The sequence below is a fragment of the Megasphaera sp. UBA4233 genome (genome assembly GCF_002395615.1).
Lineage (GTDB): Bacteria > Bacillota > Negativicutes > Veillonellales > Megasphaeraceae > Megasphaera > Megasphaera hexanoica.
Window position 1 is genome coordinate 26,453 of the sequence record NZ_DGXL01000030.1, and the last position, 24,561, is coordinate 51,013.

The window sequence follows — 24,561 nt, forward strand, 5'->3', positions numbered from 1 at the left end:
TGACATGAAGACCGTAGCAAAAGACTTGGAAACCTATCTGAACACGGCGAAAAATATGACGTCCTGCGACCTATACGAACTGACTCTGTTCAATGGCCCGACGTACTATTATGCCGATACCGACATGGATATCACCTATAATGGACATATCTACGAACATAATGCATTACTTATCAAACGGAACCAGATTAAGCTGAACAGCAGCGTTGTCGTCGATACGATGACCATCACAATAAATGCCGATGCGAACGACTTGATTGGCAGTGTTCCGGTATTACAGGCAGCACATGATGGTATCCTCGACCGGGCAAAGCTCCAGCTTCGACGTTGTTTCTTCCGAGATAAAACCATTGTTGGCTGCATCTCTCTTTTCGGCGGGACGGCCGAAGTTAAAAGTGCCGGCGGTATCAAACTACAGCTGAGCGTCAAAGCTAAAACTCAGGGGCTCAACATGCAGTTTCCGATTCGGAAGTATTACCCGCAGGGAACCTATTCGGCGAACGACAAGAGTCAGGTCATATCCAGTAAGGACACGGATGATACCTGCCTTATTGCTCCCTTCGTACCCAGAAAGGAAGTGCTCATATGACAGATGGCGAAAAAATCGCAGCGGCAGCCAGGTCATGGCTGGGAACGCCTCACGTTAACCAGGCAAGGGTCAAAGGCATTGGTGTTGATTGTGGGATGCTGCTGATTGGGGCCCTGGAAGATGCTGGCTTGATTGATAAAGGAGCTATTAAAATTGCTCCATACTCAAACGAATGGCACCTGCACCATAGCGAAGAATGGTTCTTATCTTATGTGAAACAGTACTGTACCCCTGTCACCGGGACTGATATGGCCATCGGTGATTTTTTAATGTATCAGTTTGGCCGATGCGTGTCCCATGGCGGTATCTATATTGGTGATAATCAGATTATCCATGCTGTTATCGACCAGGGCGTTATTTTGTCAGATTTGAATGACGTCATGTTCCTGGACGCTCATGGCAGAAGCCGGCTTCGTGGTATTTATCGGTTCAAGGGGGTGGAATAATGGGCATTTTCCGAGGACACACGACGACTATACGGGGAAATAAGATTGCAGACTTTACTGTTAGCACGGCCGAATACGGTGCACCGGTGCCGGAGATTCTGGGAACGACCCGTGTCAGCGGCAACGTCATTTACTATGATGATTTTACAGCCCATGAACACCGGCAGACTCAGCGCAGTGGCAAAGGCGGACACAGCAAAACGGTTACGGTATCGTATACCTATACGGTTGCCGCTGTATTGGGATTGTGTGAAGGACCGGTCAGTGGTATCAAACGGGTATGGGTAGGGAAAGATATTTATAACTATCCCAATGATGCGATACAGCTGACTCTCTGGAAAGGGACGCAGGACCAGAAGCCTTGGGCCTATGTAACCGGGAAGCATCCGGACAAGGCATTACCGTACACTGGATTGGCCTACATGGCCGGTATCATTGACCTGGGTGATAGTGGCAGTATGCCGAATTATAATTTTGAAGTGGCCGGCAAACTATTGGATACTGGCGACGGTGTTGATGTCAATCCGGCTGATTACATCCGTTATGTCCTGGATAAAGTGGGCCTGAACAGTGTCGAAATCATCGGGCTCGACAATTATCGGAGATACTGCGCCGCCGCGGACCTTCTCATTTCTACCCCGCCTGATGAAACGCAGTCGAAGAGTGCCAGGGACATCATCAATGAAATCGCTACACTGACGAACGCCTATGTATTCTGGTCTAACGACACTTTTAAAATCGTGCCTCTGGATGACCGTACATATTCATCATGGACTCCGAACAGGACTGTTTTGTATAATCTTACGGCTGACGACTTTATTCCACAGTCCGGCGGGGCACTGGTAACGTATCAGAGAAAAGACAGCAGTGAAGTTTATAACCAGTATCCTGTCGAATTCATCAATCGGACCAATGGCTATGAAAAGGAAACCGTCAGTTATGCTGTCACCGACGATATAGCAGACTATGGCCTGCGTCAGGCAAATACGACACAGGCCCATTATTTTTATACAAAAGAACGGGCTGTCAAATTAGCCGAATCTTTGGCCAGAAATGGCAAATACGGCCGGAATAAGTATACGTTTAAATTAGACTGGTCCTTCTGCCGGCTTGAAGTAGGTGACCTGGTCACATTGACAGATGAAAACTGCGGACTAAATAAACAGGTCGTGCTCATCGACAGCGTTACTGAAGGTACTGACGGGCTGTTGACTTTTACAGCTGTTTCACGCCCGGATGGCCAGTATAGTGAAGCCATATATGATGTCCATGAAACGGACCGCCCATATATCAATTACAATCAGCCGGCACCAGATACGGACAAGCCTGTTATCCTGCAGCCGCCGGCAGACCTTACGACAAACGGGCTTGAACTCTGGATTGGGGCTAAAGGAACAGCAGATATGTGGGGCGGCTGTGACGTCTTTGTCAGTGATGACAATGCTCATTATAGATTGGCGGGGCAGATTACCAATACGGCCCGTATCGGGACATTGGCAGCTACCATTTCAAAAGACACAACAACCATCGAAGTATCGGTAAATGGGACATTTTTGTCTGGCACGGAACAGGACGCAGAACGAGGGAACACCCTGTGCTGGCTTGACGGAGAATGCCTGTCATACCAGACGGCAACACTTCTGTCTAATGGCCATTATCAACTCACTGACTGTATTCGTGCCCAGTATAATACATCGGCAACGTCTCACGCCGCCGGAGCATCTTTTGCCCGATTGGATGCGACATTATTACATATTCCGTTCCACAAAGAGGATGTCGGCAAAAAGATATGGCTCAAGTTTGCATCCTACAATATTTTCGGCTCAGGAAATCAGAGCCTGGCCGAGGTAAAAGCCTACGAATATACCATCATGGCGTATTACATCCCTCCTGTATCGGATCTGACCGCCTATAACCGGTATCGCCAAATGCCAGACGGGGTTGCCCGGTATGATCTGGTAGTCACCTGGACACCTCCGGATCTGCAGAGCTACCTGAGCGGTGAGGTTTGGTATAAAACAAATCACCAACAGGCACAGTCTATCGTCATCAAAGAAGGAACGTCTGCTGATGCTATGGGTTTTGACGGAGAGTGGATCTATGGAGGAAGTGGGAAGAATCAAGTAGTCATCCCTCAAGCAGTTGTTGGGGATACCTATCGAATCTGCGTATGCACCAAAGATGAATGGGGTATATCAACGTCACCAGATATAGCGCCTTCCGTTGATATATTGGTAGCCATGAAAACGACTACGCCCAATGTTCCTGATAATTTTTCTATTGCTTTTAGCGGTACGGCTATTGTGACATGGAATGAAGTTACCAATACGGATATCGCTTACTACGAGATTAGAAATGACGCATATCCAGGGGCTGAAACAGCGGGACTCCTTGCCAGAACAAACGGGGTATCTGCTACGATTCCACTGACAAGCCGGCAGGGGAAATTATATTTATATGCCCGGAACGCATTGGGGAAATACAGCGATGCAGCCATCCTGAAATACAACAAAGGACTGCCGCCAACTCCTAATGCCCCTGTCCTTACGGCATCTATCGGCGGCTTCGGTGTCCAGGCGGAAGCGATTCCTGCCGGATGTGCTGGCATGAACGTCTATATCAATGATGATGCCAATGTCCGGACGGTAAACAATAGCCTGTCTTATACCTGTGAAGCAGGTATTTATGACGTTTGTGTCGCTTACTATGACATGTTTGGGGAGGGCGAAAAATCGGCATCATCCCGGGTTACTGTCAAAATTGAAATTGATGGCGACATGATAAAAAATGAGTCTATATCGCTGGCAAAGGTTGACCAGGCAATACAAGAAACCATTGCCAGCGGGGGAGAAGCCGGGAAAGCTGTCAAAGTCATTACTGACAACCTGAATAAAGAAGACGGCTATAAGAATTATACAGCCCTGACACAGCTCAACGATGCCATCAACTTACGGGTAAAAGCCGATGACGTCGTCAACCAAATTAACATATCCAAAGAGTCTATCCTAATTGATGGCAATAAGGTCCACATCACTGGTAAAACGACAATCGATAATAACGTCATTACGAAAGGGATGATTCAGGCCGGAGCTGTTACAGCAGAGAAAATGAGCGTATCGGAATTATCGGCTATAACGGAAAACGTCGGTACGCTGAAAGGCGGCGAAATTATCGGGACAACACTGCGCAACGACAGTAATACATTTTCCGTCGATGCAAACGGGAATATCGTCGGGGCGTCAATAAAAAGTGGAACCATTGATGGCTCGAACGTGCGGATTAACGGATATTCTGTCAAAGCTGTGGCCTTTGTCCGTGGCTCCATATCAGACGGCGGAACGATACCGCTCCCCAGCGGATATAGTGAAAGCGAATGCATGTGGGGCGTGTGGGCCACGGACAGTCAAACCATAGGCTCATGCTCCGGCCGGACAGCAATTTTTTATAAAGAAAGCGAAAAGACTGGAAAAATATCAACGTTCGGGGTTGTCATGAACGGTGGTACTTTAACCTCGGTAACCGCAGACGGGAAATACACATATATGGATTTATCACGTGGTGGCTCCGGCAGCTATTGGTGTATGGGGGTGAAACAGTATTGATGTACTATTACGGATTTAAGCAAGACGGGGCTTGTGTATTTTCTGCTGATGCCCCAGTCGAACCAGAAACAGGTATAACGGTTGTTGCATCCGAAACCCGGTACGACATCCAGAACATTGTATTGCAGAATGGAGTGATAGTAGAAAATGAATAACACGATACTGATAGGAGTCATCTTGTTTGCTGTCATCGCTGTATATGCATACCGAAAGAAATCAAAAAGCAACAAAACAGCATCTACGAATCCTCATTTCGAGTGGGTAGAAGTGCCGGAAAAACGGGAACTGAAAACCATTCAGACGACGGAACGGCAGTTTAAATATAATCCGAAAACTGGCCATAACGAATGGGTAGATGTTCCTGTGACAAAAACAGAATGGGTCGTAACAGAACCAGCACACAAAGAATACGTTTACAAGGAGGACTGATAGCATGAAACGACAGGCATTTCAGCCCGGGGAAATCCGGGACGAAAACGACGCGATTATACGTGAAGGCGCGTATGGTAAAAAGTCGGCGTTTGCTACGGCTGATAACAAGGGTATCCTGGATTACATGATTAATAACTTTGACGCGCTGAAAGACGCCATCGACGGTGGTCGGGTATACGTAGCCAGCGCATCTGACTTACCGGCGACGGGGGATATAGCAAACGTGTATATTGCCAACGATACAGGTAAATGGTACTACTGGGACCCGGAAACGTCAAAGTACGTCACCATCGACAACGCACGGACAGTCGCGAATGATGCTATATCGGCCCGGGATACGGCTAAAGCGTGGGCAGAATCAAGTAGTTCGCCTGACGGGGCCACTGACGCTGACAGCTCAACGGGAAAAACGCAGTCATCGAAATCCTGGGCGCTATACAGTAAAGACCGGGCAACCGCATCCGCATCGTCGGCGTCGGCGTCCGCATCCAGTGCATCAGCAGCTAAAACAAGCCAGTCCGATGCCGCCAGCTCTGCCAGTGCGGCAGCGTCCAGCGCCTCAGCGGCCAAATCCAGTCAGACTGCCGCAGCCACCAGCGAAACGAATGCGAAAGCGTCAGAAAAAGCCGCCGCAAGCAGTGCCGATACAGCTAAAACGTCACAAAGCGCGGCTGCATCGTCCGCTAGTCAGGCAAAAATTAGCGCGACAGATGCCGCAAATAGCGCGGCATCTTTAACTTATGCTACGGCGGATGAAGCCAAGACCGGTATAGCTGACAATCGGATTATCAGCCCTAATACGTTAAAATTAACGATTAATTATATGACAAACCAATTACAACGAAATAAAAAGTATGCTGTCGGCGATATAGCATATAGCCCTTCACTGCCTTCATGGGCCTATTTGGAATGTATTACGGCTGGAACCACTGGAAATAAAGAGCCGGATTTTAGTAATGCGGCCTCTACGGGGAGTGCGATAGCTGATATGGCCGATGGAAACGCACATTGGAGAGTAAGAGATACTCGTTGCCGCTATGAAGTCGGTGACATTATTGCTAAAACAGCTACGCCGAAAAGCTACGAATATTTACTTCCATGTAATGGGGCCTCTTTTGATAAAACAAAATATCCACTGCTTGCCAAAGTATTTACGAATGGTAAAGTACCTAATTTGACAGATGGCCGTTTCCTAGAAGGCAGTACGGCATCCGGTACTAGTAAAAATGCAGGGCTACCTAATATTACAGGCACCATAGGCGGCGGGGGTGGCTCAGGTGCCGGGTCAGGGAACGGATTATTTAGGAGTTCCCAATTAGGCGGAGCCTTAGTTGCTACTACTAGTGATAATTATGGTGATAACTTCCCTGTATTCTCCAAAAACCAACCATGGCCACAGGGTAATCCTATTATACAGGCAAAATTCGATGCATCTTTATCTAATAATATTTATGGTGCTTCAAATACCGTACAGCCTAAATCGTATACGGTGGTTTATTACGTATGTTATGGAGGTTAATGTAAGTTACAGATGGCACTAGGACAGGGGGGGGGAAGTGTAAAATGCTTGAACAGATTGCAACGAGTCTGGCTATATCTATTATAACGGGGGGCGCTACCTATCTATACGGCCGGTATTGTAGCGAGCGCGCACTCCGTCGCGGCGTGCAGGCCATCCTACGATATGACATGCTTACAGTGTATAACGCATTCCGGAAGCGCGGCTGTACCGTGTCAGAAAAACAATCCTTTGCTAACATGTATGAGTGCTATCACGCACTTGGAAAAAATGGCGTCATGACATCGATATATAATAAAGTCATGGCCATGCAGGAGGTGGATGATGAAAAATAAAATAATTACATTAGGCCGGTGGGGGCAAAAGCACTGGCTGCAGCTGATCATCATCATGAGCATTGTGATGATGATTTTTTTATTTCTTGTTTTATTCAGCTGGCTTTTTGGCTATTGGAGCAACGCATTGAGAGGTACACATTTTGAGCTAACGAGCTGTTGGAGCGGCGTGACGGCCGTCGGCGGTGGTATAGCTACGATTGTAGGATTAGCCAAAGCGGCATGGACAAAATATGGCTATGACAGCCGTTTTAATTCGGCAAGATACTCCATGCCAACGGCTACGCAAAACACGCCCACAGTGTCAAACAGTACAGAAAAAATGAAAGGATGATTAACTATGTTAGGCGATTTAAGCGCACAATACGAAAGTAATGGGGACCCGGCTTGCATCAGTGATGGCTATGGCGACCCTGGCGGAAAATCTTACGGTATGTATCAGTTCAGCTCAAATGCCGGAAGTTTAGGGCAGTTCGTCAGCTGGCTGAACGATAACTATCCACAGTACGGCGAACAACTCAACGCATACCCTTTATATAGTGATAGTTTCGATGAGGCATGGCGTAACATTGCCGCTAGTGACAGCGACGGATTTGCACAAGCACAGCATGAGTACGTCAAAGCGGCGTACTATGACCCGACTGTACAGATTCTGGCGGACAACTACTGGCATATCGAGAACCACCACGACGTTTTGAAGGACGTCGTATGGAGCCGGGCTGTGCAATACGGCGTCGGGAACATCCTCGACATGTGGAACGAAGCCGTCCACTGCATGTGGAACGTGCAATCGGGGAATTATGAAGGCTATCCAAATTTAAGCTATATCGACTCGCCGGAATACGACTACGATTTCATCGTGGCCGTATACAGCGTATGCAAGACCCCGGAATGGAACAGTTCGTCGCTACGGGACAGCTTGAACAACCGTTTCGACAGTGAAATGCATGATGCATTGTCGCGTTTATAGGAGGTGATCCATTTTGTATCTTCCGCAGCTGAAAGAGGAGGTTGATAAGATTGCTGGAAATAAAAAGATCCTTATTATTCTTATTGTTTTGCTCATTACTGTGGCTGGTGCCGGCGGCTGGCTTTTGTGCCGGCACTACGACAACCTGGAGCGGGGCGACCGTGACAATGTCCGTGCAACAATACGAAACGCTCAAGAGCTCAATAGAGACGCTCAAACGGAACTCGATCGAGCGCGAACAGCTAATCAGGACGCAGCAGACGCAAATCAAAACGCTCAACGAGCAGCTGACGATATCACAGACACAAATACAGAACTCTCAAAGCTCAATCAGTCAGACACAGACGCTATTAACACAGCAGAGCGAGTCTTTAGAGACGTTGACCGAGCAAATCAACGCTGAAAGCCATAAGTACGCAGTAGCAAAGCGTCAGCGTGATACTTGGGCCGCGGCGGCTGGTATCCTGTTAGTTGGTCTTGCTGTAAAATAAAAAGCAACTCAATGAGTTGCTTTTCTGGTTCAATTAATTCCCTATTAGTTCCCTATATATACATTATATATATGGAAACGCCTGTATCATCAAGTAAATCAGTGCATCCCCTCTCTCTCCGCCAAAGCAATGAAACGGCTCTGTACGATATGTAGCGATACATAAATCGCTTAGTACAGGGCCGTTTTTGTGTTTATAAAAATATTTTCGTATCGCATATTATCACGAAATAAATATAGGTATTCTCTATTTGGGATTTTGTGATATTTTATGATGGATTTGAGAGATGCCGGCTTCGGCAAGTATACTGAATGAGTATGTCACTGGTGTGTTTCGTGTTCCTGTTGTCATCAGGGCACATTTTTTATATGTGTCTCAAACGGATGTAGGACACAGACGTAAAAGAACAGTTTTCCATATCCAGACGGAAAAGATAGTGAATATGGTACAGTAAATAAACATAATGTATTTATATTAGAACGATTGAGTTGCGTTTAAAACATTGTGTTTTTTATAATTATATTTTATTTTATCGTTTTATAAAATAAATTTAACATTACGAATAATCATGGAATTCTAATAAATATTGTTATATAATATGAAAGTAGAATAAGAAAAATAGATTACAAGTTGATAATTTATATTTATTGATTGCTATATACATGATGTTTTGACAACGTATAGGGGGATTTTTTTGTGAGAAGGAGTCACAACAGAAAAATTAGAATCATCATAGCAGCTGCTGTTTTGGGAGCTGCTCAAGCTGTCTGTATACAAGCGGCCATCCCGGCTGGTCTGCCGGAAGGACTGCGGGATACGCCACGCAAAGCTGATGCAGGTATGCTGCAGAATGAATGGCGGGACCGGCAGCGCGCACTGACCATTCCTGAAGCATCGAAAAATATCAAGGTACAGACGCCTGAACAGGGAACATCATCGGCTATTGAGGGAAAAGAGGTCACCCTTCCCGTCCGGGAATTCAAGATTACCGGGCAGGATATCTATCCCGAACAGACGCTGCAGGCACTGCTGGCGGACAATAAGGGAAAAGACCTCACTTTTGCCCAGCTGCAGGGCGGGGCTGATGTACTCACGAAATATTTTCGTGACCATGGCTATCTTGTCGCACGGGCTTATCTGCCGCAACAGCAGGTAGACCAGGGGACTGTGACCTATGTCGTGCAAGTGGGACGGCTTGACGGGGTAACTGTTGAAAATCATACGAAAATCAACGACGCAGCCATACAGCGGCAGATTGGGTTCCTGAAAAAGGGTGATTACGTTACCCGGGCCGGACTGGAACGGGCCGTCTGGCTCTTGTCGGATCTGGCTGATGCAGACGCCAAGGTAACGCTCAGCCAGGGCAGTGAACCAGGAACGGTTCATGTCCTGCTCGATGTCGATCCATACAAGACAAAACACGGTCTGGCAACGGCTGATAACTATGGCAGCCGCTCCATGGGGTATAACCAGTATGGTGTCAATTATGATTTTACCAATCTGGCCCACGAAGGGGATCATCTGAACACGGGCATCGCTACTTCCGGCCGCAAGATGTTCGACTGGGGTGCCAATTATACGATTCCTGTCCTGACCGATGGCCTGCGCATGACTGTCGGTTACAACGTCATGAGTTATGATTTGGGAGATGAATTTTCCTATCTCGACGGGGTAGGCCAGTCCCGCGTGGCTTCCATCGGATTTGATTATGCCATCCAGCGCAGCCGGCTGCACAATTTTTATGCCGGCATCGGATACGAACACAGCCGTATGAAAGATGAATACCGCCTGTGGGATGCAACCTATGGAGATAAGACGGGGAACGCAGCCGTGTTCTCCCTGTACGGGGACAGCCAGGATAATGAAGGGTTCACGAACTGGCGTGTTGATTATAAATGGGGGCACATCACCAACGATGCACTGTATAATTCATCCAATCCTTTTGTTCCGCTTCTGGCCAACAGCCCCCGGACGACGGGAACATATGAAAAAATGCGGGGGTATATCGAACGACATCAGAATATCAACAGCCGCCTGTATCTGCTCCTGACAGCACGGGGCCAGTATGCTTTTTCCAACCTGGATTCGTCCGAACATTTCTATCTCGGCGGGCCGTACGGCGTACGGGCTTATCCGACCAGTGAAGCCTCCGGCGATACGGGATATCTGACACGGGCTGAACTGCGTTGGCAGCTGCCTATCAAGAAGAATGACCAGCAGCTGCAGCTGGCCGCTTATCTGGAACACGGCGGCATCTGGATCAATAAGGACAGCAGTCTGAATCCTGGTGCCAAAAACCACCGCAATCTGCAGGGCATCGGTCTGGGGCTTATCTGGTCCCGTCATGAAGACTGGTTTGTCCGGGCTGATTATGCATGGAAACTGGGTTCCGAAGAACCGGTCAGTGATACACGCCATAGCAATGGACAATTCTGGCTCCGCACAGGCGTATATTTCTAAGAATATGTATATATAAGAAAGGAATGAAGCGGATATATATGAGATATAGAAATAGAAACCAATGGAAACATCGGCTGACTGGCATGGTCCTCCTGGCCATGGCGCTGGGTGGCTCTGTACAGGCTATGCCTTCGGGCGGAACCATCCGGTCCGGCAATGGGTCCATTGTAGAACAAGGACAAACGATGACGGTTCAACAGAATAGCAACCGCATGGCTATTGACTGGACGCAGTTTGATATAGCTAAAAATGAAACAGTTCGTTATACACAACCTGATAAGAATGCCGTATCACTGAACCGGGTTACCGGTGGCCAGCAGTCCCTGATCGAAGGGAACCTGAATGCCAATGGACATGTTTTTCTGGTCAACCCTAATGGTGTCGTATTTGGTAAAAATGCCAGTGTCGATGTAGGAGGACTAGTCGCTTCGACGGCCCGTCTCTCTGATGACACGATGAATCGCTTCGGCAGCAGCCAGGATTCCCTGAATCTCGCTGTCGATAATGAAAACAATGCGGCTGTTATCAATGAAGGAATCATCAAGGCCCAGGGCGGTCTGGTCGCTCTTCATGCGTCAAACGTAGAAAACAGTGGTACCATTGTCAGTGATGGCGGTATGGTAGCTCTTACGGCAGCAAAGAATCTGAATCTGTCCAGTGATGCTGATGGCAAACTGAATTTCACTGTCGATGGTACGCTGGCACGGGCACAATCTCTCAACAGCGGTACGCTCAAAGCCGATGGCGGATACGTCGTCATGACGGCTAAAAGTGCCGGCGATGTCCTGAGCACGGTCGTCAACAACAGCGGCACCATTGAAGCTAAGACGCTGCGTAAAAATGAAAAAGGCCAGATCATTCTCGACGGCGGAGAACATGGACAGGTCGATGTTAGTGGAACCTTGGACGCTTCCGGTACGGAAAAAGGCCAGGACGCAGGAAATATCAAAGTCATCGGTGAAAAGACCATCGTCCATGACGGGACAAACCTCCTCGCCCGCGGTGATGTGGACGGCGGCAAAATCGAAACCTCCGGCGACGTGCTGAACCTGGGGGATAATCTCACAATCGATGCAAAAGGCGTCAGCGGCAAGGCAGGGGAATGGCTGCTGGATCCGCTGGACGTAATTATCGCCGACAGTGATCCCACAACGACAAGTAATTATGACAATGCGGAAAAGAAAACCGCCGCGGATTCTGATTTCACCAAGGGCAGTGCTTCCATCGGCTACAACGACCCCGATGCCACCACCGCCAATGCTTCTTCCGTAAACAGTGCTGTAACCTGGATTTCCACTGATATGGTGGAAAAAATGCTGAATGCGGGTACGAATGTGACCATCCAGGCAGCGGCCACTAACGGATCGGCCAATATCATCGTAAAAAACGATATCGATAAGACGGCAGGAGACGATGCCACCTTTACTCTGGATGCAATGCGGAACATCACCGTCAATGGCAATATCTCCTCTACGTCCAATAAACTGAATGTGGTATTGAATGCGGACAGCAACGGGGACCAAATCGGTGCCGTAATCATCAATGCGGATATCAACACTAACGGGGGATATTTTACATCCGCTTCCGGCGGGACGGTGAAATATACCAGTGATTCTGCAAATACCAAAGGATATGGAAAAGGTACCCTTAGCGGCAAGGCAGATCCTGCGGGCCATACGGTCGGTACCTATTTTGGCCATGTGGACAGCAGCGGTACAGCGGATGGGGCAAAGGATGACCGGATGATCAAGACCAGCGGCGGGAAGATCACCCTTAACGGGGAAATCGCCATCGGCCTCAACGGGGGAACTCTGACCCTGGATTCCGGGGGCGGAGATGTGACGGCCACCGGGATCATCAACTCCGGGAACAGCTATGGGGCCTATGTATACGGGACGGACACTTGGAATACCCTGGTGGAACAGACGGTGGAAAAATACCTGGAAAAAGGTACGGTCCCGGCCTATCATTACCAGGGTGTTAACTATGTGAAAGACACCAGCGGCAACTATGTGAAGAATGCAGACGGGACTTATCAATACACCACAGACGCCCAGAGCTTTAGCAATGGACAGCCCCATTACACCTTCTCTGAAGCCAATACCCAGAATGTCCGCTGGCTGGGAGACGGGAGCTCCACCAGCGTCAGCACAAGTGCGGGGACGGGATATGCTTCCATCGTCCTCACCAAAGGCGAAATGACCTTGGAACAATGGCTGAATTACCAGCTCACCTATAACGCAGCTAACTTTGCCAATCGATATATCAGCCAGAGCAGTGGGGTTAAGGTGGTAACTGCTACAAGTGGCGGTAAGACTACTACTTCTGTACAAAATTCGGCCGGAAAAACCATGACCACAGCCGATTTAAAAACCTATCTGACCGCGGCTGTTGAAAGCTTCACGAATGGTACGGCCAGCACCGATACCACGTTGAACGGACAGACTCTTTACGCCAATATCAAGGACGACATCAGCCATCTCCTGGCTACCAACTGGTTTGCATCCAAGGAACTGGCCCAGGGAAATACCAAAGGCGGTTCGGCTGCAGGGGATTCCTACCTGGCCACCATTACCACCATCCTGGAAAACTCCCTGACCACGCCTAACGGCCAGCAGATCCTCTGGGCCGGTGGCCGGGGTTCCGGCGTACTGAACAAAAAGGGTTCCAACAGCAGCACCAACGACAAGCTCTATCCTTATTCCTTTTACGGCATGCCCGACGATCCTACCTATCAGGACGGCATGTACTGGGTCACCGGCCCGGAAGGGGAAGCCAATAATGGCAAGGGGACCCAATTCTACAGCAATGCTGGTTCTAACTGGCAGAGCGGGAATTATGGGAAAGCCGTTTATGGGTATGTGAACTGGGATACCTATAAAGACGGGAACAAGACCCGTTCCCAGCCGGACAACAGTGCACCGTTCCTGACCGTAGGGTTTGGCACCACCGGCAAGTGGGACGATGCGGCCATGGGCGGGGATACCACCGTGGGCTTTATCAAGGAGACCAACCTGGCCAATTCCAGCCTGAACATCAAAGCCGGCAGCGGCGCTGTCAGCCTGGAAGGGGATATCGGGAAAGGCAAGGCTCTGGATACGGTGAACATTGAAAGCACCGGGGCCGTGACCATCGGGAATGAAAACAATAAAGCCACAAACTATAAATACGGCACTGTTTATGCGGACCATGGGGTCTACATTTCCGGGGGTACCGTATCGGTAGGCGGGGAAATCCATTCCGGCACCACGGATACCACCGCTTCTGCCAGTGACATCACCACCCGCAGCGATGGATACCAGAACACCGCCTTCCAGTTGGACAGTGTAACCATCAAATCAGCCGGTGACCTTACCGTCCACGGCGTGGAATCCGACGGCTATACAGATAGTGACAGCACCCTGAACGGCGGCAAGATCAGTCTGACTTCCACCGGGAAGACCGGTAAGATCACCCTGGGCGCCGGCGTGGATTACAATGGCAATGCCACAGAGGGCACCCTGGCTGCGGCCAGCACGGCAAAAGGCGCTGTGGTGGTCGATGCCCAGGGCAGCCAGGGCTCTCTGGTGAACAGCACCACCGGTACTTCTGCCATCACCACCGGCACCGGAGGCACCTGGCAGGTCTATGTGAATTCCCCCAGCGACTATGGCACCAGCCTGGGCAGCAATCTGAACAGCAGCACCAATGCCCAGTGGACGGCGAAATCCGGCTCCAACACTACGGTGAATACAAACAGCTCCAAGAACACACTGACGGACTATACTGATACCAGCAGCAACAAGTTCATCTTCCAGGTAACCCCGGTGATCACCATTTCCGGAGGCAGCCAGAAGAAAACCTACGGGGATACCCTTACCGATGACCAACTGCGGGATCTGCTGATCACCTCGGCCACCTATACGGATTCCACCGGCAAGGATGTCGATGTGACCCAGTTCAGCAATTTCAATGAAGCCGATTATCTGACCTACGTGACCAGTTCCGATGGAAACAAAACCGGAACGAATGCTGTGGCTGTTTCCAGTGATGGGGCGGCAGCAGGGGCCACCCGGACCCAGGGGGACGAAGACAAGACAGCTTCTGATGGGAACAGGGCCTTCTATGTATTCAATGTGGAGGAAAATGGGGCCAAGGCGCTGAACGGATATGACCTGAAAACGGTCAATGGGGATATCGAAATCCTCCGGAAGACACTGACCATCAACACCGATGGTACCCAGACTTATGGCAACTCCACGGTGAAGAGCGGGACGCCTTCTTACGACAAAACCCAGCTGGTAAACGGAGATACTCTGACTGATAGCGATATCAAGTATACCATTTCTACTGATGGTACTTATGCTGACAGCAAGGGTAGCAACGATACGGCCCATGTAGGCAAATATGAAGACCAATATCTGACTTCCAGTGCAGAGGTAAAGGCTAGCGATGGCAGCGATGCTTCTGCCAACTATGAGGTCACCGGCAGTGGCACCATCACGGTGAACCCGGCGGATCTCTACCTGACGGTGGGGGATGTGTCTACCACCTATGGGACAGCCTTTGACATGGACAAGTATACCTACACCATTGATACGGCAAAAGGCGGACTGGTGAACGGGGATACCCAGTCTGTACTGGGAGATCAATTCCTCAACTACACCAATACCGGGGCGAAAACTGATACCAGCAACGACAAGGTGAAGACTCAGAATGCCGGGAGTTATGAACTCCAGGGGGCTGCCAGCAAGGAACTCTCTGACTATACCGTCCATATCACCAACGGCAAATCTACGGTGGAAAAGGCCAAACTGACCTTGACGGTGGGGAATACGGAAACCACCTACGGAACTGCTTTTGATCCCAATACGTACAGCTATACCATGGAAGGCAATGCCAACGGGGATACGGCAGAGGATGTAGAACACAACAAGATCTCCGTTACATACACCAATGGCGGGGAGAAATCCGATGCGGCCAATGACAAGGTAAAGACCCAGAATGTGGGCAGCTACAATCTGATGGGAACCTTCACGCTCAGCGGGGATACGGCGCAGAACTACGAAATCGGGACCGTGAATGCCGGCAAGGCTGAAGTCACCCCGGCAGAAATCCATCTGAAGCTCAACGACGTATCCACCACCTACGGCACGGCTTTCGACACCAGCAAGTACGGCTACGATACCAGCCAGCTGGCGATGGCCAACGGGGACAGCACGGAAGTGGTGACGAAAACCATTGGCAACGGGGATATCACCTACACCAATACCGGGGACGCTACGGATCCGGACAATGAGAATGTAAAGACCCAAAACGCAGGCACAGGATACAAACTGACCGGGACTACGGAGAAGACACTGCAGAATTATAAGGTGATCATTGACGGGGCCAATTCCACCGTGGATAAAGCGGATCTGACCCTGACCCTGAAAGACGTCTCTACTACGTACGGTACACCTTTTGAAAGCAGTACCTATGGGTACAAAAAGGATGCGGCGGATCTGCAGGGGCTGACCAACGGGGATGCCGCAGCGGCCATCACCGATGTCCTCCAGGACAGTGATTTTACTTATGTGAATGGCGGGGAAAAATCCGATTCCAATAACGAAAATGTCAAGACCCAGAACGCAGGCAGTTACCAGATCACCGGCAGCACCTCCAAGAACCTGGACAACTACAACATCAAAGTGGTGAACCCGGGGACTTCCACGGTGGAAAAGGCCAAACTGACCCTGAAGGTGGGGAATACGGAAACTGCCTACGGAACTGCTTTTGATCCCAATACGTACAGTTATACTCTGGCTGGTAACACCAATGGGGATTCAGAGGACAACGTAAGGAACAATCAAATTGAAGTTTCCTATTCCAATGGCGGAGAAAAGTCTGATCCCAACAATTCCGCTGTCAAGACCCAGAATGCAGGAGACTATGGTCTGACAGGAACGTTTACCCTGAAGGGTGATACGGCTCAGAACTATGAAATCGATAAGGAAAACTCTGATTTGACCGGTACGGCCACGGTAAACAAAGCTACTGTGAAGGTGAAGCTCAACGATGTTTCCACCACTTATGGTACAGCTTTTGATACCAGCAAGTATGGTTATGATACCAGCAGTATCGAAGGCCTGACCAACGGGGACGGCTCAGGCGTGGTGACGAGTGCCCTCGATGAGACGTACGGCACGGGCAATATCACCTATACCAATACGGGCGATGCTTCCGCAGAGGAAAAACAGGCCGGCAAGGTGACCAAGACGGTGAACGGCGGGCCATACTACCTGGAAGGGTCTACCAACCAGACACTGGACAACTACAACATCGAGATCGAAAACGGCAATGCCACCATCAACAAAGCCACACTGCATCTGTTCACTGGCGACTATACGGAAGCCTATGGGGATGCCGGGGCAGTTCAGAAGGATCTGGATAGTGCTACTACGGTCAAGGGTGAAAAAAACGGGGACAGCCTGGTTGAATTGACGTCTAAAATCGGTATCACCAACACATCTGGCGCTCTCGTAAGTAAGGACCGGACCAACGATGTAAAGTACAAGACGGATGGCAGCCTGGACAGCTATGGCATTGCGACGGACTTCAATAAGTCCCTGGACAACTACGAAGTGGTGCTGGATAAGGCCGGTACGGTTACTCTGACACCGGTAGCCATCAAAGTTACCAACGACATGATTCAGACTTATGGCTCGGATAAGACAACCTTTACGGAATCGTCCAATCCCAATCTGGTGAACGGGGATACTATTTCTACGGTTGGCCTGACCATGACGCCGAAGGCTGGCGGAGCGTATGAAACCAACCGGGCCGGCCGGACTACGGCCGATGCCGGGACGTATTACAATGACATGGAATCGGATGGTGGCGGTATCGTCCATGAAAATGGCAGTGATGCCCGGAAGAACTACATCGTCACCATCGAAGGGGACATCATCGTAAATAAAGCCCCCCTCCGTATTGATACGGATGACGTATTCACCCAGTACGGTGTAGTACGGACGACCCGGTCCCGCGTTACGGGCCTGACCAACGGGGATCAGCCGGGAGGTCTGAGCTATGATTATGGTGACTATGGTCATGGCTATCTCAATGGCAATACACGGACAAACTGGCCAGGTACATATTCCTTTGGAACATTCCTCAGCGGTCCTGATTTTCTGAAGAACTATCTCGTTTCCGGTGGAGATGCGACATTGCAGATTGTTCAGACCAAACCGGATATTACGAATCAGGATGTTTGGAACCGTGAGGGTGGCCGGCCACAGCACAAAATAGAAATTTCTATGCCGATTTTCCGTGTTCAGGACAATACAGTCAAACAGTATGGCACCTATGGTGTTTCCCAGGCGGGAGAAACAACGAAGCTTTCGCCGACGGGCATGCGCCTCACGGAACCGGTACAGCCTCAGCTGCACAGCCGTTCCATCAAAACGAACATACAGACAGAAGATGGCAGTGGTATGTTCCGTCTCGATTATGATGGAGTAACCCTGCGGATTTATCCACTTGATGACGGGGCACAATACGTCGTCAAAGCCGGTGATGCAAAGAAAAACGTATCACTTTCTGAAAAGGCAATCCACGCAGCTTTTACAGAAATGGGTCTCGACCTCGTACGGCTCAAAGGTGTATATGTATATTTTGCGGATCCTGTCGTATAGTAGTAATACGAAAACTGCCGCACGAAGCAAATTTGCTTCGTGCGGCAGTTTTTTTATCATAACAGTTATCCTTTGTAAATGAGGTCAATGAGTTTCATCGTGACTTCATAGGATTTTTCCAGACTGGGAAGGGGCAGGAATTCATAACGGGAATGGAAATTCAGGCCGCCTGTAAAGTAGTTTGGCGTGAGGATGCCTTTGGTAGAGATAAAGGAACCATCCGTACCACCGCGCATGGCAATGGGTTTGGGCTGAATCTGCAATTCCTTGAATGCATCGAAAATGTAGTCGATGGCCTTGTGATTGTCATCGGTAATGGCGTCGGCAATATTGCCATAGGTATCTTCCATTTCGCAGATGATGGAAGCCCGCGGTTCCATCTGTTTCAGCTTTTCCACGTTGGCAGCAATACGCCGTTTCTTTTCTTCGTATTTTTCTTTGCTGTGGTCGCGGATATTGAGGCTGACAACGGCTTTGGACTGATTGGATTCTACGGCCTGGCACCAGATGTACCCTTCTTTTCCTTCTGTGCATTCCGGCGTTTCGCTGCGGTCGAACATATTGATGAAATCGCAGGCCAGGAGCGTCGGGTTGACCAGATTGCCCTTGGCGCTCATGGGATGGGCGCTGACACCGTGAATGGTAACTGTGGCCGAACCGGCGTTGAATGTTTCGTAGACGATTTCCCCGAGGGCACAGCTGTCTATGGTGTAGGCAAAATCGACAGGGAATTTGGAAAAGTCCATATTCTTCGAGCCGAAGAGACCACATTCTTCGTCGGGGACAAAGGCGACGTAGATATCGCCGTGATACAGGCCCGGATGGGTGGTCAGGGTGTGCAGTGCCGTCATGACGTTGGTGATGGCGGCTTTGTTATCTGCCCCGAGGACGCTGGTGCCATCTGTCGTGATCAGGTCCTGGCCGACGTAGTCGCGTAGTTCCGGATGATCACTGACGGTCATGACGATGTTTTTATTTGCGTTGAGGACGATGTCACTGCCGTCGTAATGTTCGACGAGCTGGGGATGTACGACAGGAGACAGGTCTACATCGACTGTATCCAGATGGGCGCAGAAGCCGACGGCAGGAATCTTGCGGTCGCAGCCCGGTTCAGTGTGGGCAGGGAGACAGCCTGTAAGGACGCATTTATCTGACAGAGACAGATCGATGAGCCCCATGTCTTCACATTCTTTCATGAGCGTACGGGCCATATCCCACTGCGATTCCGTGCTGGGAACCTGCGTGCCGCCATTGGGCTTGCTCTGAGACGGAATGCGGACATAGCGGCAAAAACGATGCATCATTTCTTCTTGTAATGGATTCATAGGATAGTTCCTCCTTTACTATATCCCGTTAGAACATCTGGCGGGGATATACATAATCTGCCTGGAAGCCGAGAGGAATATTGAACCACCAGAAGAGGTACAACATGATGGTCAGGGCTACGAGCAGGGCACCGGTATAAGGAAGCATCATACTGCTCAGGGTACCGACGCCGGTTTTTTTGTAATATTTCTGGCAATAAATGATAATCAGGGGATAGAAAGCAAACATCGGTGTGCAGACGTTGACGGCGGAGTCACTGACGCGGAATGCGGCCTGGGTCAGTTCCGGGGCAATGCCGACAGACATGAGCATCGGTACGAAAATCGGCGCCAGAATGGACCATTTTGCCGATGCCGATGTGATGAGCAGATTGAGAAGGGCGACGAAGACGATGACCCCGAAAATCGTAATCTGCGGCGGCAGAGCCAGGGACTTCAGGAATTCCGCACCGGATACGGCGATGAGAGCACCCAGATTGGAAGCACCGAAGGCATACATGAACTGGGCAGCGAAGAAATAGAATACGATAAGCTGTACCAGCGTCTTGGTGATTTCTTCCATGGAATGGGTGAAATCTTTGGAACTTCTGAATTTACCGCTGATGATACCGTATACGATACCCGTGACGGCACAGAGCATAAAGATGATAGCGACGATAGACTGCATGACCGGCGCTTTGAAGCTGGCCAGATTCCCCTGAGGATCACGCCAGATCGAGTCGGCCGGCATGAGACTCAGGAAGAGGCCGGCGAGCATGGCGATGAGGACAAAGGAAGCGATATAGAAAGCGCGGTTTTCTTTGGGGGTAATAGCTGTCATGGCACTTTCCGATACGTCGATGTCGGTGTCGAGAGGACAGGCTTTCCAGCACCATGGTTCTGTGATTTTTTCCGTAATCCACCAGCAGGAGCCGATGACGGCAAAGGTAGAGCCGACGGCATAGAAATAATTGCAGAGAACATTGACTTCATAGGTCGGATCGATAATCTGGGCGGCCATCTGGGTAAAGCCCTGGATGACCGGGTCGATGGCCGACGGTGTGTAGTTGGCCGCAAAGGCACCGGCGATACCGGCAAAAGATGCGGCGACGCCGGAAAGCGGGTGTTTGCCCGATGCATAGAAGAGATAGGCCGCAATAGGGATGATAATCATGTAGCCGCTATCCGGTGCCAGATGGCTGAGCATACCGACGACGATGACAATCGGCGTGAGCAGGAATTTCGGCGTTACCGTCAGGATTTTTTTGAGGCCCGTGTTGATATAGCCGGATCCGTCAGCGATGCCGATACCCAGAGTGGCTACGATAACCATGCCGAGGGGCGGGAAACCAGAGTAATTAGTGACCATCTTGGTCATGAGAGTGACCAGTGACGCCGGGCTGAGCATATTAGTGATGGCAATCTGCTTGCCTGTCGCCGGGTTGACATAATCGAACGTAAAGTACGAAAAAATCATGGAAACGATACAAGTGATGAAGAATGCGGCGATAAATAACATGGTGATATCAGGGATTTTATTACCGATTCGTTCAATCCAGCCGAGGAATCCTCCGACTTTCTGGGGCTGTACGGTTTCAGGGGTTGTGTTAGGCATAGGAATAAGCACTCCTTCTTGTATGTTGGATATCCATAGATGGGGTGCAGCTGCAGTGCTATATATATACGATCGTATTCAGCTTATTCAGTATACCATGTCCTATATAATAAGACAAATGCATGAAGTATAATTATGACAAGTATTATTTTTTAGAATATACTTTTTTATAAATAAATTTAAACGTATAACCTATAGCGTATTTGTTTTAGAAAGAAAATTTTACATGAAATTTACAAAATTTAAAACGTAAAAATGCGATAAAAATTATTTAACAATCGTAAGACTCTATGATCTATTTTTTATAAATAATAACTATAGAATAGCATAGAAAATAAAAATAAAAATCGAAAAATGGGGATGGAAATGAAAAAATGGCGGTTGCCCAACGTTCCCTTTCTTTGGTAGAATAATACAGTTAAGGTGAATGTATTATGCGGACCTGTGAGACGGGAGGAAACAATAGGAAATGAAAAAAGAATTGATTCATTTGCAGGGCGTATCAAAGTCCTTTGATGGTCATCTCGTACTGGACGGACTTGATCTGACGATTTATGAAAATGAATTCGTGACGCTGCTGGGTCCCAGTGGCTGCGGCAAAACGACGACATTGCGGCTTATTGCCGGGTTTGAAGAACCCGACACAGGTGTTGTCCTGTTTGATGGTCAGGATATTACCCACGTACCGCCCAATCGCCGCCAGGTGAATACAGTTTTTCAGAATTACGCACTTTTTTCGCATATGGACGTTTCCGGAAATATCGCGTTTGGCCCTAAAATTCATGGGAAATCCCGCGATTATATCAAGGACAAAATCCGGTATGCCCTGAAACTAGTCAATCTCGATGGCTATGAACATGCCAATATTGTCGATTTATCCGGTGGCCAGCAGCAGCGGGTTGCTATCGCCCGGGCCATCGTCAACGAACCGCGGGTACTTCTCTTGGACGAACCACTCAGTGCGCTGGACCGCAAATTGCGGCGCAGTATGCAGCTGGAGCTCATGAAAATAAAAAAGGAACTGGGCATTACCTTCGTCTTTGTTACCCACGACCAGGAAGAAGCCCTGAGTATGTCCGATACAGTCGTCGTCATGAATCAGGGCTATGTCCAGCAGATCGGTACGCCGGAAAGCGTCTACAATGAACCGGAAAATGCGTTCGTAGCCGATTTTATCGGAGACAGCAATATCGTCGACGGACTCATGGTCCACGATAAACTCGTGCGTATCCAGGGACTGGATTTTGATTGCGTCGATGTGGGATTTGGCAACAACCGCCCCGTCGATGTACAGATACGGCCGGAAGACATCGAACTTCATAAAGTCCGCGAAGGGGCACTCAACGGCACGGTGACCAAGGTCATCTTTGAAGGGATGAATTACAATATCACCGTCCGGGCCGGGAAAATCGAATGGCTGGTCAAATCGACGCGTGTCTATCACACAGGGGATGCGGTCAGTCTGTGGGTGGATCCCTTCAATATCCAGATTATGAATAAACCGGAATCGGAAGATGAAAGGGCGATGGAAAATGATTAAATCTGCGGCCATGCGCCATCTCTTTGCCCTGCCCTTTCTGCTTTGGGCAGCGCTGTTTATTTTCGTTCCCCTCGTATTTGTCGGCTGGTATGGCCTGACGGGCGGTGACGGGCAGTGGAGTCTTGCTAATGTGGGCGTCCTGCTGCAGTGGGAATATGCCAGGGCACTGGAATTATCTATTCTTCTGGCACTAGTGAGTACCTTGGTCTGTCTCCTCGTGTCGTACCCGCTATGTCTGATTCTGACGGAACGCCAACGCAGTCACGGTGCCCTCATTTTCCTCCTGTTTATCCTGCCCATGTGGATGAATTCTCTCCTGTCTACCATGGCCTGGCAGACGATCCTTGAGAAAAATGGCATTCTCAACCAGTTTCTGCGCTTGTTGTCCCTGCCGGATGTGACGCTCATTAATACGCCGGCAGCTATCGTCATCGGCATGATATACAATTTTCTGCCATATATGGTGCTGCCTTTGTATGTATCTCTCTCGAAAATCAATAAAAACGTCATCTTTGCAGCCCGGGATCTGGGGGCCAGCTCGTGGCAGACGTTTACGCGGGTTATCCTGCCGTTGTCTCTGCCGGGCGCTATCAGCGGGATTACCATGGTTTTTATTCCGTCTCTGACGACATTCTTTATCAGTGGCCTCCTCGGTGGCAATAAGGTTCTTTTAATCGGCAATATTGTCGAACAGGAATTCACCATGGCCTATGACTGGCATCTGGGGAGCGGACTATCGCTGGTCCTCATGATTTTTATTATTATCAATATGATGCTGACGGCCTATTTTGACCGCAGCGAAGGGCAGGTGAAGAAATGATGCGTCTCTGGAAAAAAGCCTATGTAGCTTTGATTTTCCTGTTTCTCTACGCCCCTATCGGCGTACTCATCGCCCAGTCGTTCAATGCCAGCCGCTACCGGGGGCACTGGACAGGCTTTACCCTCCAGTGGTACGGCGAACTGTTTCAGAATGAAGGCATCCTGGAAGCTCTGCAGAATACCATTACCATTGGCTTGTCATCCGCGGCCGTGGCGACGCTTCTCGGACTGGTGACCTGTCTGGCTCTGCGCGGTATGGGGCGGCGCCGCCGGTCCGTTTTGATGGGCGTTGCCAATATTCCCCTCCTCAACGCCGATATCGTGACGGGGATTTCCCTCATGCTGCTGTTCCTGGGCCTGGGACTGCGCCTCGGCTACGGTACCATCCTCATGGCTCACATCGTATTCAATCTGCCCTACGTCATCCTCTGTCTCATGCCGCAGATGCTGTCTCTGGACCGCAACTGCTATGATGCGGCACGCGATCTGGGGGCAACACCGCTGATGGCATTCCGCCGCGTAGTCCTGCCGGAACTGCGGCCCAGCCTGTTGGCTGGGTTTATGCTGGCCTTCACCATGTCGGCCGACGATTTCATCATTACTCACTTTACCAAAGGCGCCGGCATCGACACGCTGCCTACAGAAATCTATGCCGAACTGAAACTGGGGATCCATCCGGAAATGTATGCCCTGTCCACACTGGTATTTGTCTTTGTCCTGGTCTTTGCGTTTCTCCTGTTCTGGAACCGGAAACGCATGCAGATAGGCCAGTCAGCACGATAAG

General features: G+C 49.6%; 16 protein-coding genes. 14 read left to right on the forward strand and 2 right to left on the reverse strand.

Annotated features, from left to right (window positions below):
• The first annotated feature begins 4 nt into the window (after positions 1 to 4).
• From B2U90_RS10765 to B2U90_RS10815, 11 genes are all read left to right on the forward strand, one after another.
• Entirely contained in the window at positions 5 to 589 is a 585-nt protein-coding gene (locus tag B2U90_RS10765; RefSeq protein ID WP_292017774.1) for a baseplate hub protein, read from the forward strand.
• Positions 586 to 1,035, forward strand: a complete 450-nt coding sequence (locus tag B2U90_RS10770; RefSeq protein WP_292017775.1) for a C40 family peptidase — start codon at positions 586 to 588, stop codon at positions 1,033 to 1,035. The genes B2U90_RS10765 and B2U90_RS10770 overlap by 4 nt, the downstream gene beginning before the upstream one ends.
• Positions 1,035 to 4,637, forward strand: coding sequence for a phage tail protein (locus tag B2U90_RS10775; protein ID WP_292017776.1), 3,603 nt, complete (start codon positions 1,035 to 1,037; stop codon positions 4,635 to 4,637). The genes B2U90_RS10770 and B2U90_RS10775 overlap by 1 nt, the downstream gene beginning before the upstream one ends.
• A 147-nt stretch (positions 4,638 to 4,784) precedes the next feature.
• Positions 4,785 to 5,066 carry a hypothetical protein gene (locus tag B2U90_RS10780; RefSeq protein WP_292017777.1) on the forward strand — a complete coding sequence of 94 codons (282 nt, stop codon included), beginning with the start codon at positions 4,785 to 4,787 and terminating at the stop codon, positions 5,064 to 5,066.
• 4 nt (positions 5,067 to 5,070) lie between these two features.
• A complete protein-coding gene (locus tag B2U90_RS10785; protein WP_292017778.1) occupies positions 5,071 to 6,588 on the forward strand; it encodes a hypothetical protein in 1,518 nt (505 codons plus the stop codon).
• A gap of 44 nt (positions 6,589 to 6,632) precedes the next feature.
• The gene (locus B2U90_RS10790) at positions 6,633 to 6,923 is read left to right on the forward strand and encodes a hypothetical protein (RefSeq protein WP_292017779.1); all 291 of its coding nucleotides are present in this window, start codon (positions 6,633 to 6,635) and stop codon (positions 6,921 to 6,923) included.
• Positions 6,910 to 7,257 (forward strand): hypothetical protein, encoded by a 348-nt coding sequence (locus B2U90_RS10795; RefSeq protein WP_292017780.1) that lies wholly within the window; start codon positions 6,910 to 6,912, stop codon positions 7,255 to 7,257. Before B2U90_RS10790 ends, B2U90_RS10795 begins: the two co-directional genes overlap by 14 nt.
• Before the next feature lie 6 nt (positions 7,258 to 7,263).
• Positions 7,264 to 7,893, forward strand: coding sequence for a hypothetical protein (locus B2U90_RS10800; protein WP_292017781.1), 630 nt, complete (start codon positions 7,264 to 7,266; stop codon positions 7,891 to 7,893).
• A 100-nt stretch (positions 7,894 to 7,993) separates the two neighbouring features.
• On the forward strand, positions 7,994 to 8,296 hold the full coding sequence (locus B2U90_RS10805) for a hypothetical protein (protein WP_292017800.1): 303 nt from the start codon (positions 7,994 to 7,996) through the stop codon (positions 8,294 to 8,296).
• 784 nt (positions 8,297 to 9,080) lie between these two features.
• The gene (locus tag B2U90_RS10810) at positions 9,081 to 10,844 is read left to right on the forward strand and encodes a ShlB/FhaC/HecB family hemolysin secretion/activation protein (protein WP_292017782.1); all 1,764 of its coding nucleotides are present in this window, start codon (positions 9,081 to 9,083) and stop codon (positions 10,842 to 10,844) included.
• Positions 10,845 to 10,882: 38 nt separating this feature from the next.
• The gene (locus B2U90_RS10815; protein WP_292017783.1) at positions 10,883 to 18,499 is read left to right on the forward strand and encodes a filamentous hemagglutinin N-terminal domain-containing protein; all 7,617 of its coding nucleotides are present in this window, start codon (positions 10,883 to 10,885) and stop codon (positions 18,497 to 18,499) included.
• A 65-nt stretch (positions 18,500 to 18,564) separates the two neighbouring features.
• Here B2U90_RS10815 and pepT read toward each other — a convergent pair whose 3' ends face one another.
• Together pepT and B2U90_RS10825 are read right to left on the reverse strand one after the other, a co-directional pair.
• On the reverse strand, positions 18,565 to 19,824 hold the full coding sequence (gene pepT, locus B2U90_RS10820; protein ID WP_292017784.1) for a peptidase T: 1,260 nt from the start codon (positions 19,822 to 19,824) through the stop codon (positions 18,565 to 18,567).
• Between the two features lie 28 nt (positions 19,825 to 19,852).
• The gene (locus B2U90_RS10825; protein WP_059075492.1) at positions 19,853 to 21,418 is read right to left on the reverse strand and encodes an AbgT family transporter; all 1,566 of its coding nucleotides are present in this window, start codon (positions 21,416 to 21,418) and stop codon (positions 19,853 to 19,855) included.
• A 469-nt stretch (positions 21,419 to 21,887) separates the two neighbouring features.
• On the opposite strand from B2U90_RS10825, the gene B2U90_RS10830 reads away from it, so the two are divergent.
• The 3 genes from B2U90_RS10830 to B2U90_RS10840 are packed head-to-tail and all read left to right on the forward strand — an operon-like array spanning position 21,888 to position 24,560.
• Positions 21,888 to 22,958 (forward strand): ABC transporter ATP-binding protein, encoded by a 1,071-nt coding sequence (locus B2U90_RS10830; RefSeq protein WP_059075491.1) that lies wholly within the window; start codon positions 21,888 to 21,890, stop codon positions 22,956 to 22,958.
• On the forward strand, positions 22,951 to 23,778 hold the full coding sequence (locus B2U90_RS10835; RefSeq protein ID WP_059075490.1) for an ABC transporter permease: 828 nt from the start codon (positions 22,951 to 22,953) through the stop codon (positions 23,776 to 23,778). Before B2U90_RS10830 ends, B2U90_RS10835 begins: the two co-directional genes overlap by 8 nt.
• Positions 23,775 to 24,560: an ABC transporter permease gene (locus tag B2U90_RS10840; RefSeq protein ID WP_236699613.1), complete on the forward strand. Its 786-nt coding sequence runs from the start codon at positions 23,775 to 23,777 to the stop codon at positions 24,558 to 24,560. Before B2U90_RS10835 ends, B2U90_RS10840 begins: the two co-directional genes overlap by 4 nt.
• Position 24,561 lies beyond the last annotated feature (1 nt).

Excerpts from the sequence above, each read along its gene's own strand:
- B2U90_RS10840 (WP_236699613.1), top strand. The coding sequence starts at position 23,775 with ATGATGCGTCTCTGGAAAAAAGCCTATGTAGCTTTGATTTTCCTGTTT.
- pepT (WP_292017784.1), bottom strand. The coding sequence starts at position 19,824 with ATGAATCCATTACAAGAAGAAATGATGCATCGTTTTTGCCGCTATGTC.
- B2U90_RS10830 (WP_059075491.1), top strand. The coding sequence starts at position 21,888 with ATGAAAAAAGAATTGATTCATTTGCAGGGCGTATCAAAGTCCTTTGAT.
- B2U90_RS10790 (WP_292017779.1), top strand. The coding sequence starts at position 6,633 with ATGCTTGAACAGATTGCAACGAGTCTGGCTATATCTATTATAACGGGG.
- B2U90_RS10780 (WP_292017777.1), top strand. The coding sequence starts at position 4,785 with ATGAATAACACGATACTGATAGGAGTCATCTTGTTTGCTGTCATCGCT.
- B2U90_RS10775 (WP_292017776.1), top strand. The coding sequence starts at position 1,035 with ATGGGCATTTTCCGAGGACACACGACGACTATACGGGGAAATAAGATT.
- B2U90_RS10770 (WP_292017775.1), top strand. The coding sequence starts at position 586 with ATGACAGATGGCGAAAAAATCGCAGCGGCAGCCAGGTCATGGCTGGGA.
- B2U90_RS10785 (WP_292017778.1), top strand. The coding sequence starts at position 5,071 with ATGAAACGACAGGCATTTCAGCCCGGGGAAATCCGGGACGAAAACGAC.
- B2U90_RS10815 (WP_292017783.1), top strand. The coding sequence starts at position 10,883 with ATGAGATATAGAAATAGAAACCAATGGAAACATCGGCTGACTGGCATG.
- B2U90_RS10765 (WP_292017774.1), top strand. The coding sequence starts at position 5 with ATGAAGACCGTAGCAAAAGACTTGGAAACCTATCTGAACACGGCGAAA.
- B2U90_RS10795 (WP_292017780.1), top strand. The coding sequence starts at position 6,910 with ATGATGAAAAATAAAATAATTACATTAGGCCGGTGGGGGCAAAAGCAC.
- B2U90_RS10800 (WP_292017781.1), top strand. The coding sequence starts at position 7,264 with ATGTTAGGCGATTTAAGCGCACAATACGAAAGTAATGGGGACCCGGCT.
- B2U90_RS10825 (WP_059075492.1), bottom strand. The coding sequence starts at position 21,418 with ATGCCTAACACAACCCCTGAAACCGTACAGCCCCAGAAAGTCGGAGGA.
- B2U90_RS10835 (WP_059075490.1), top strand. The coding sequence starts at position 22,951 with ATGATTAAATCTGCGGCCATGCGCCATCTCTTTGCCCTGCCCTTTCTG.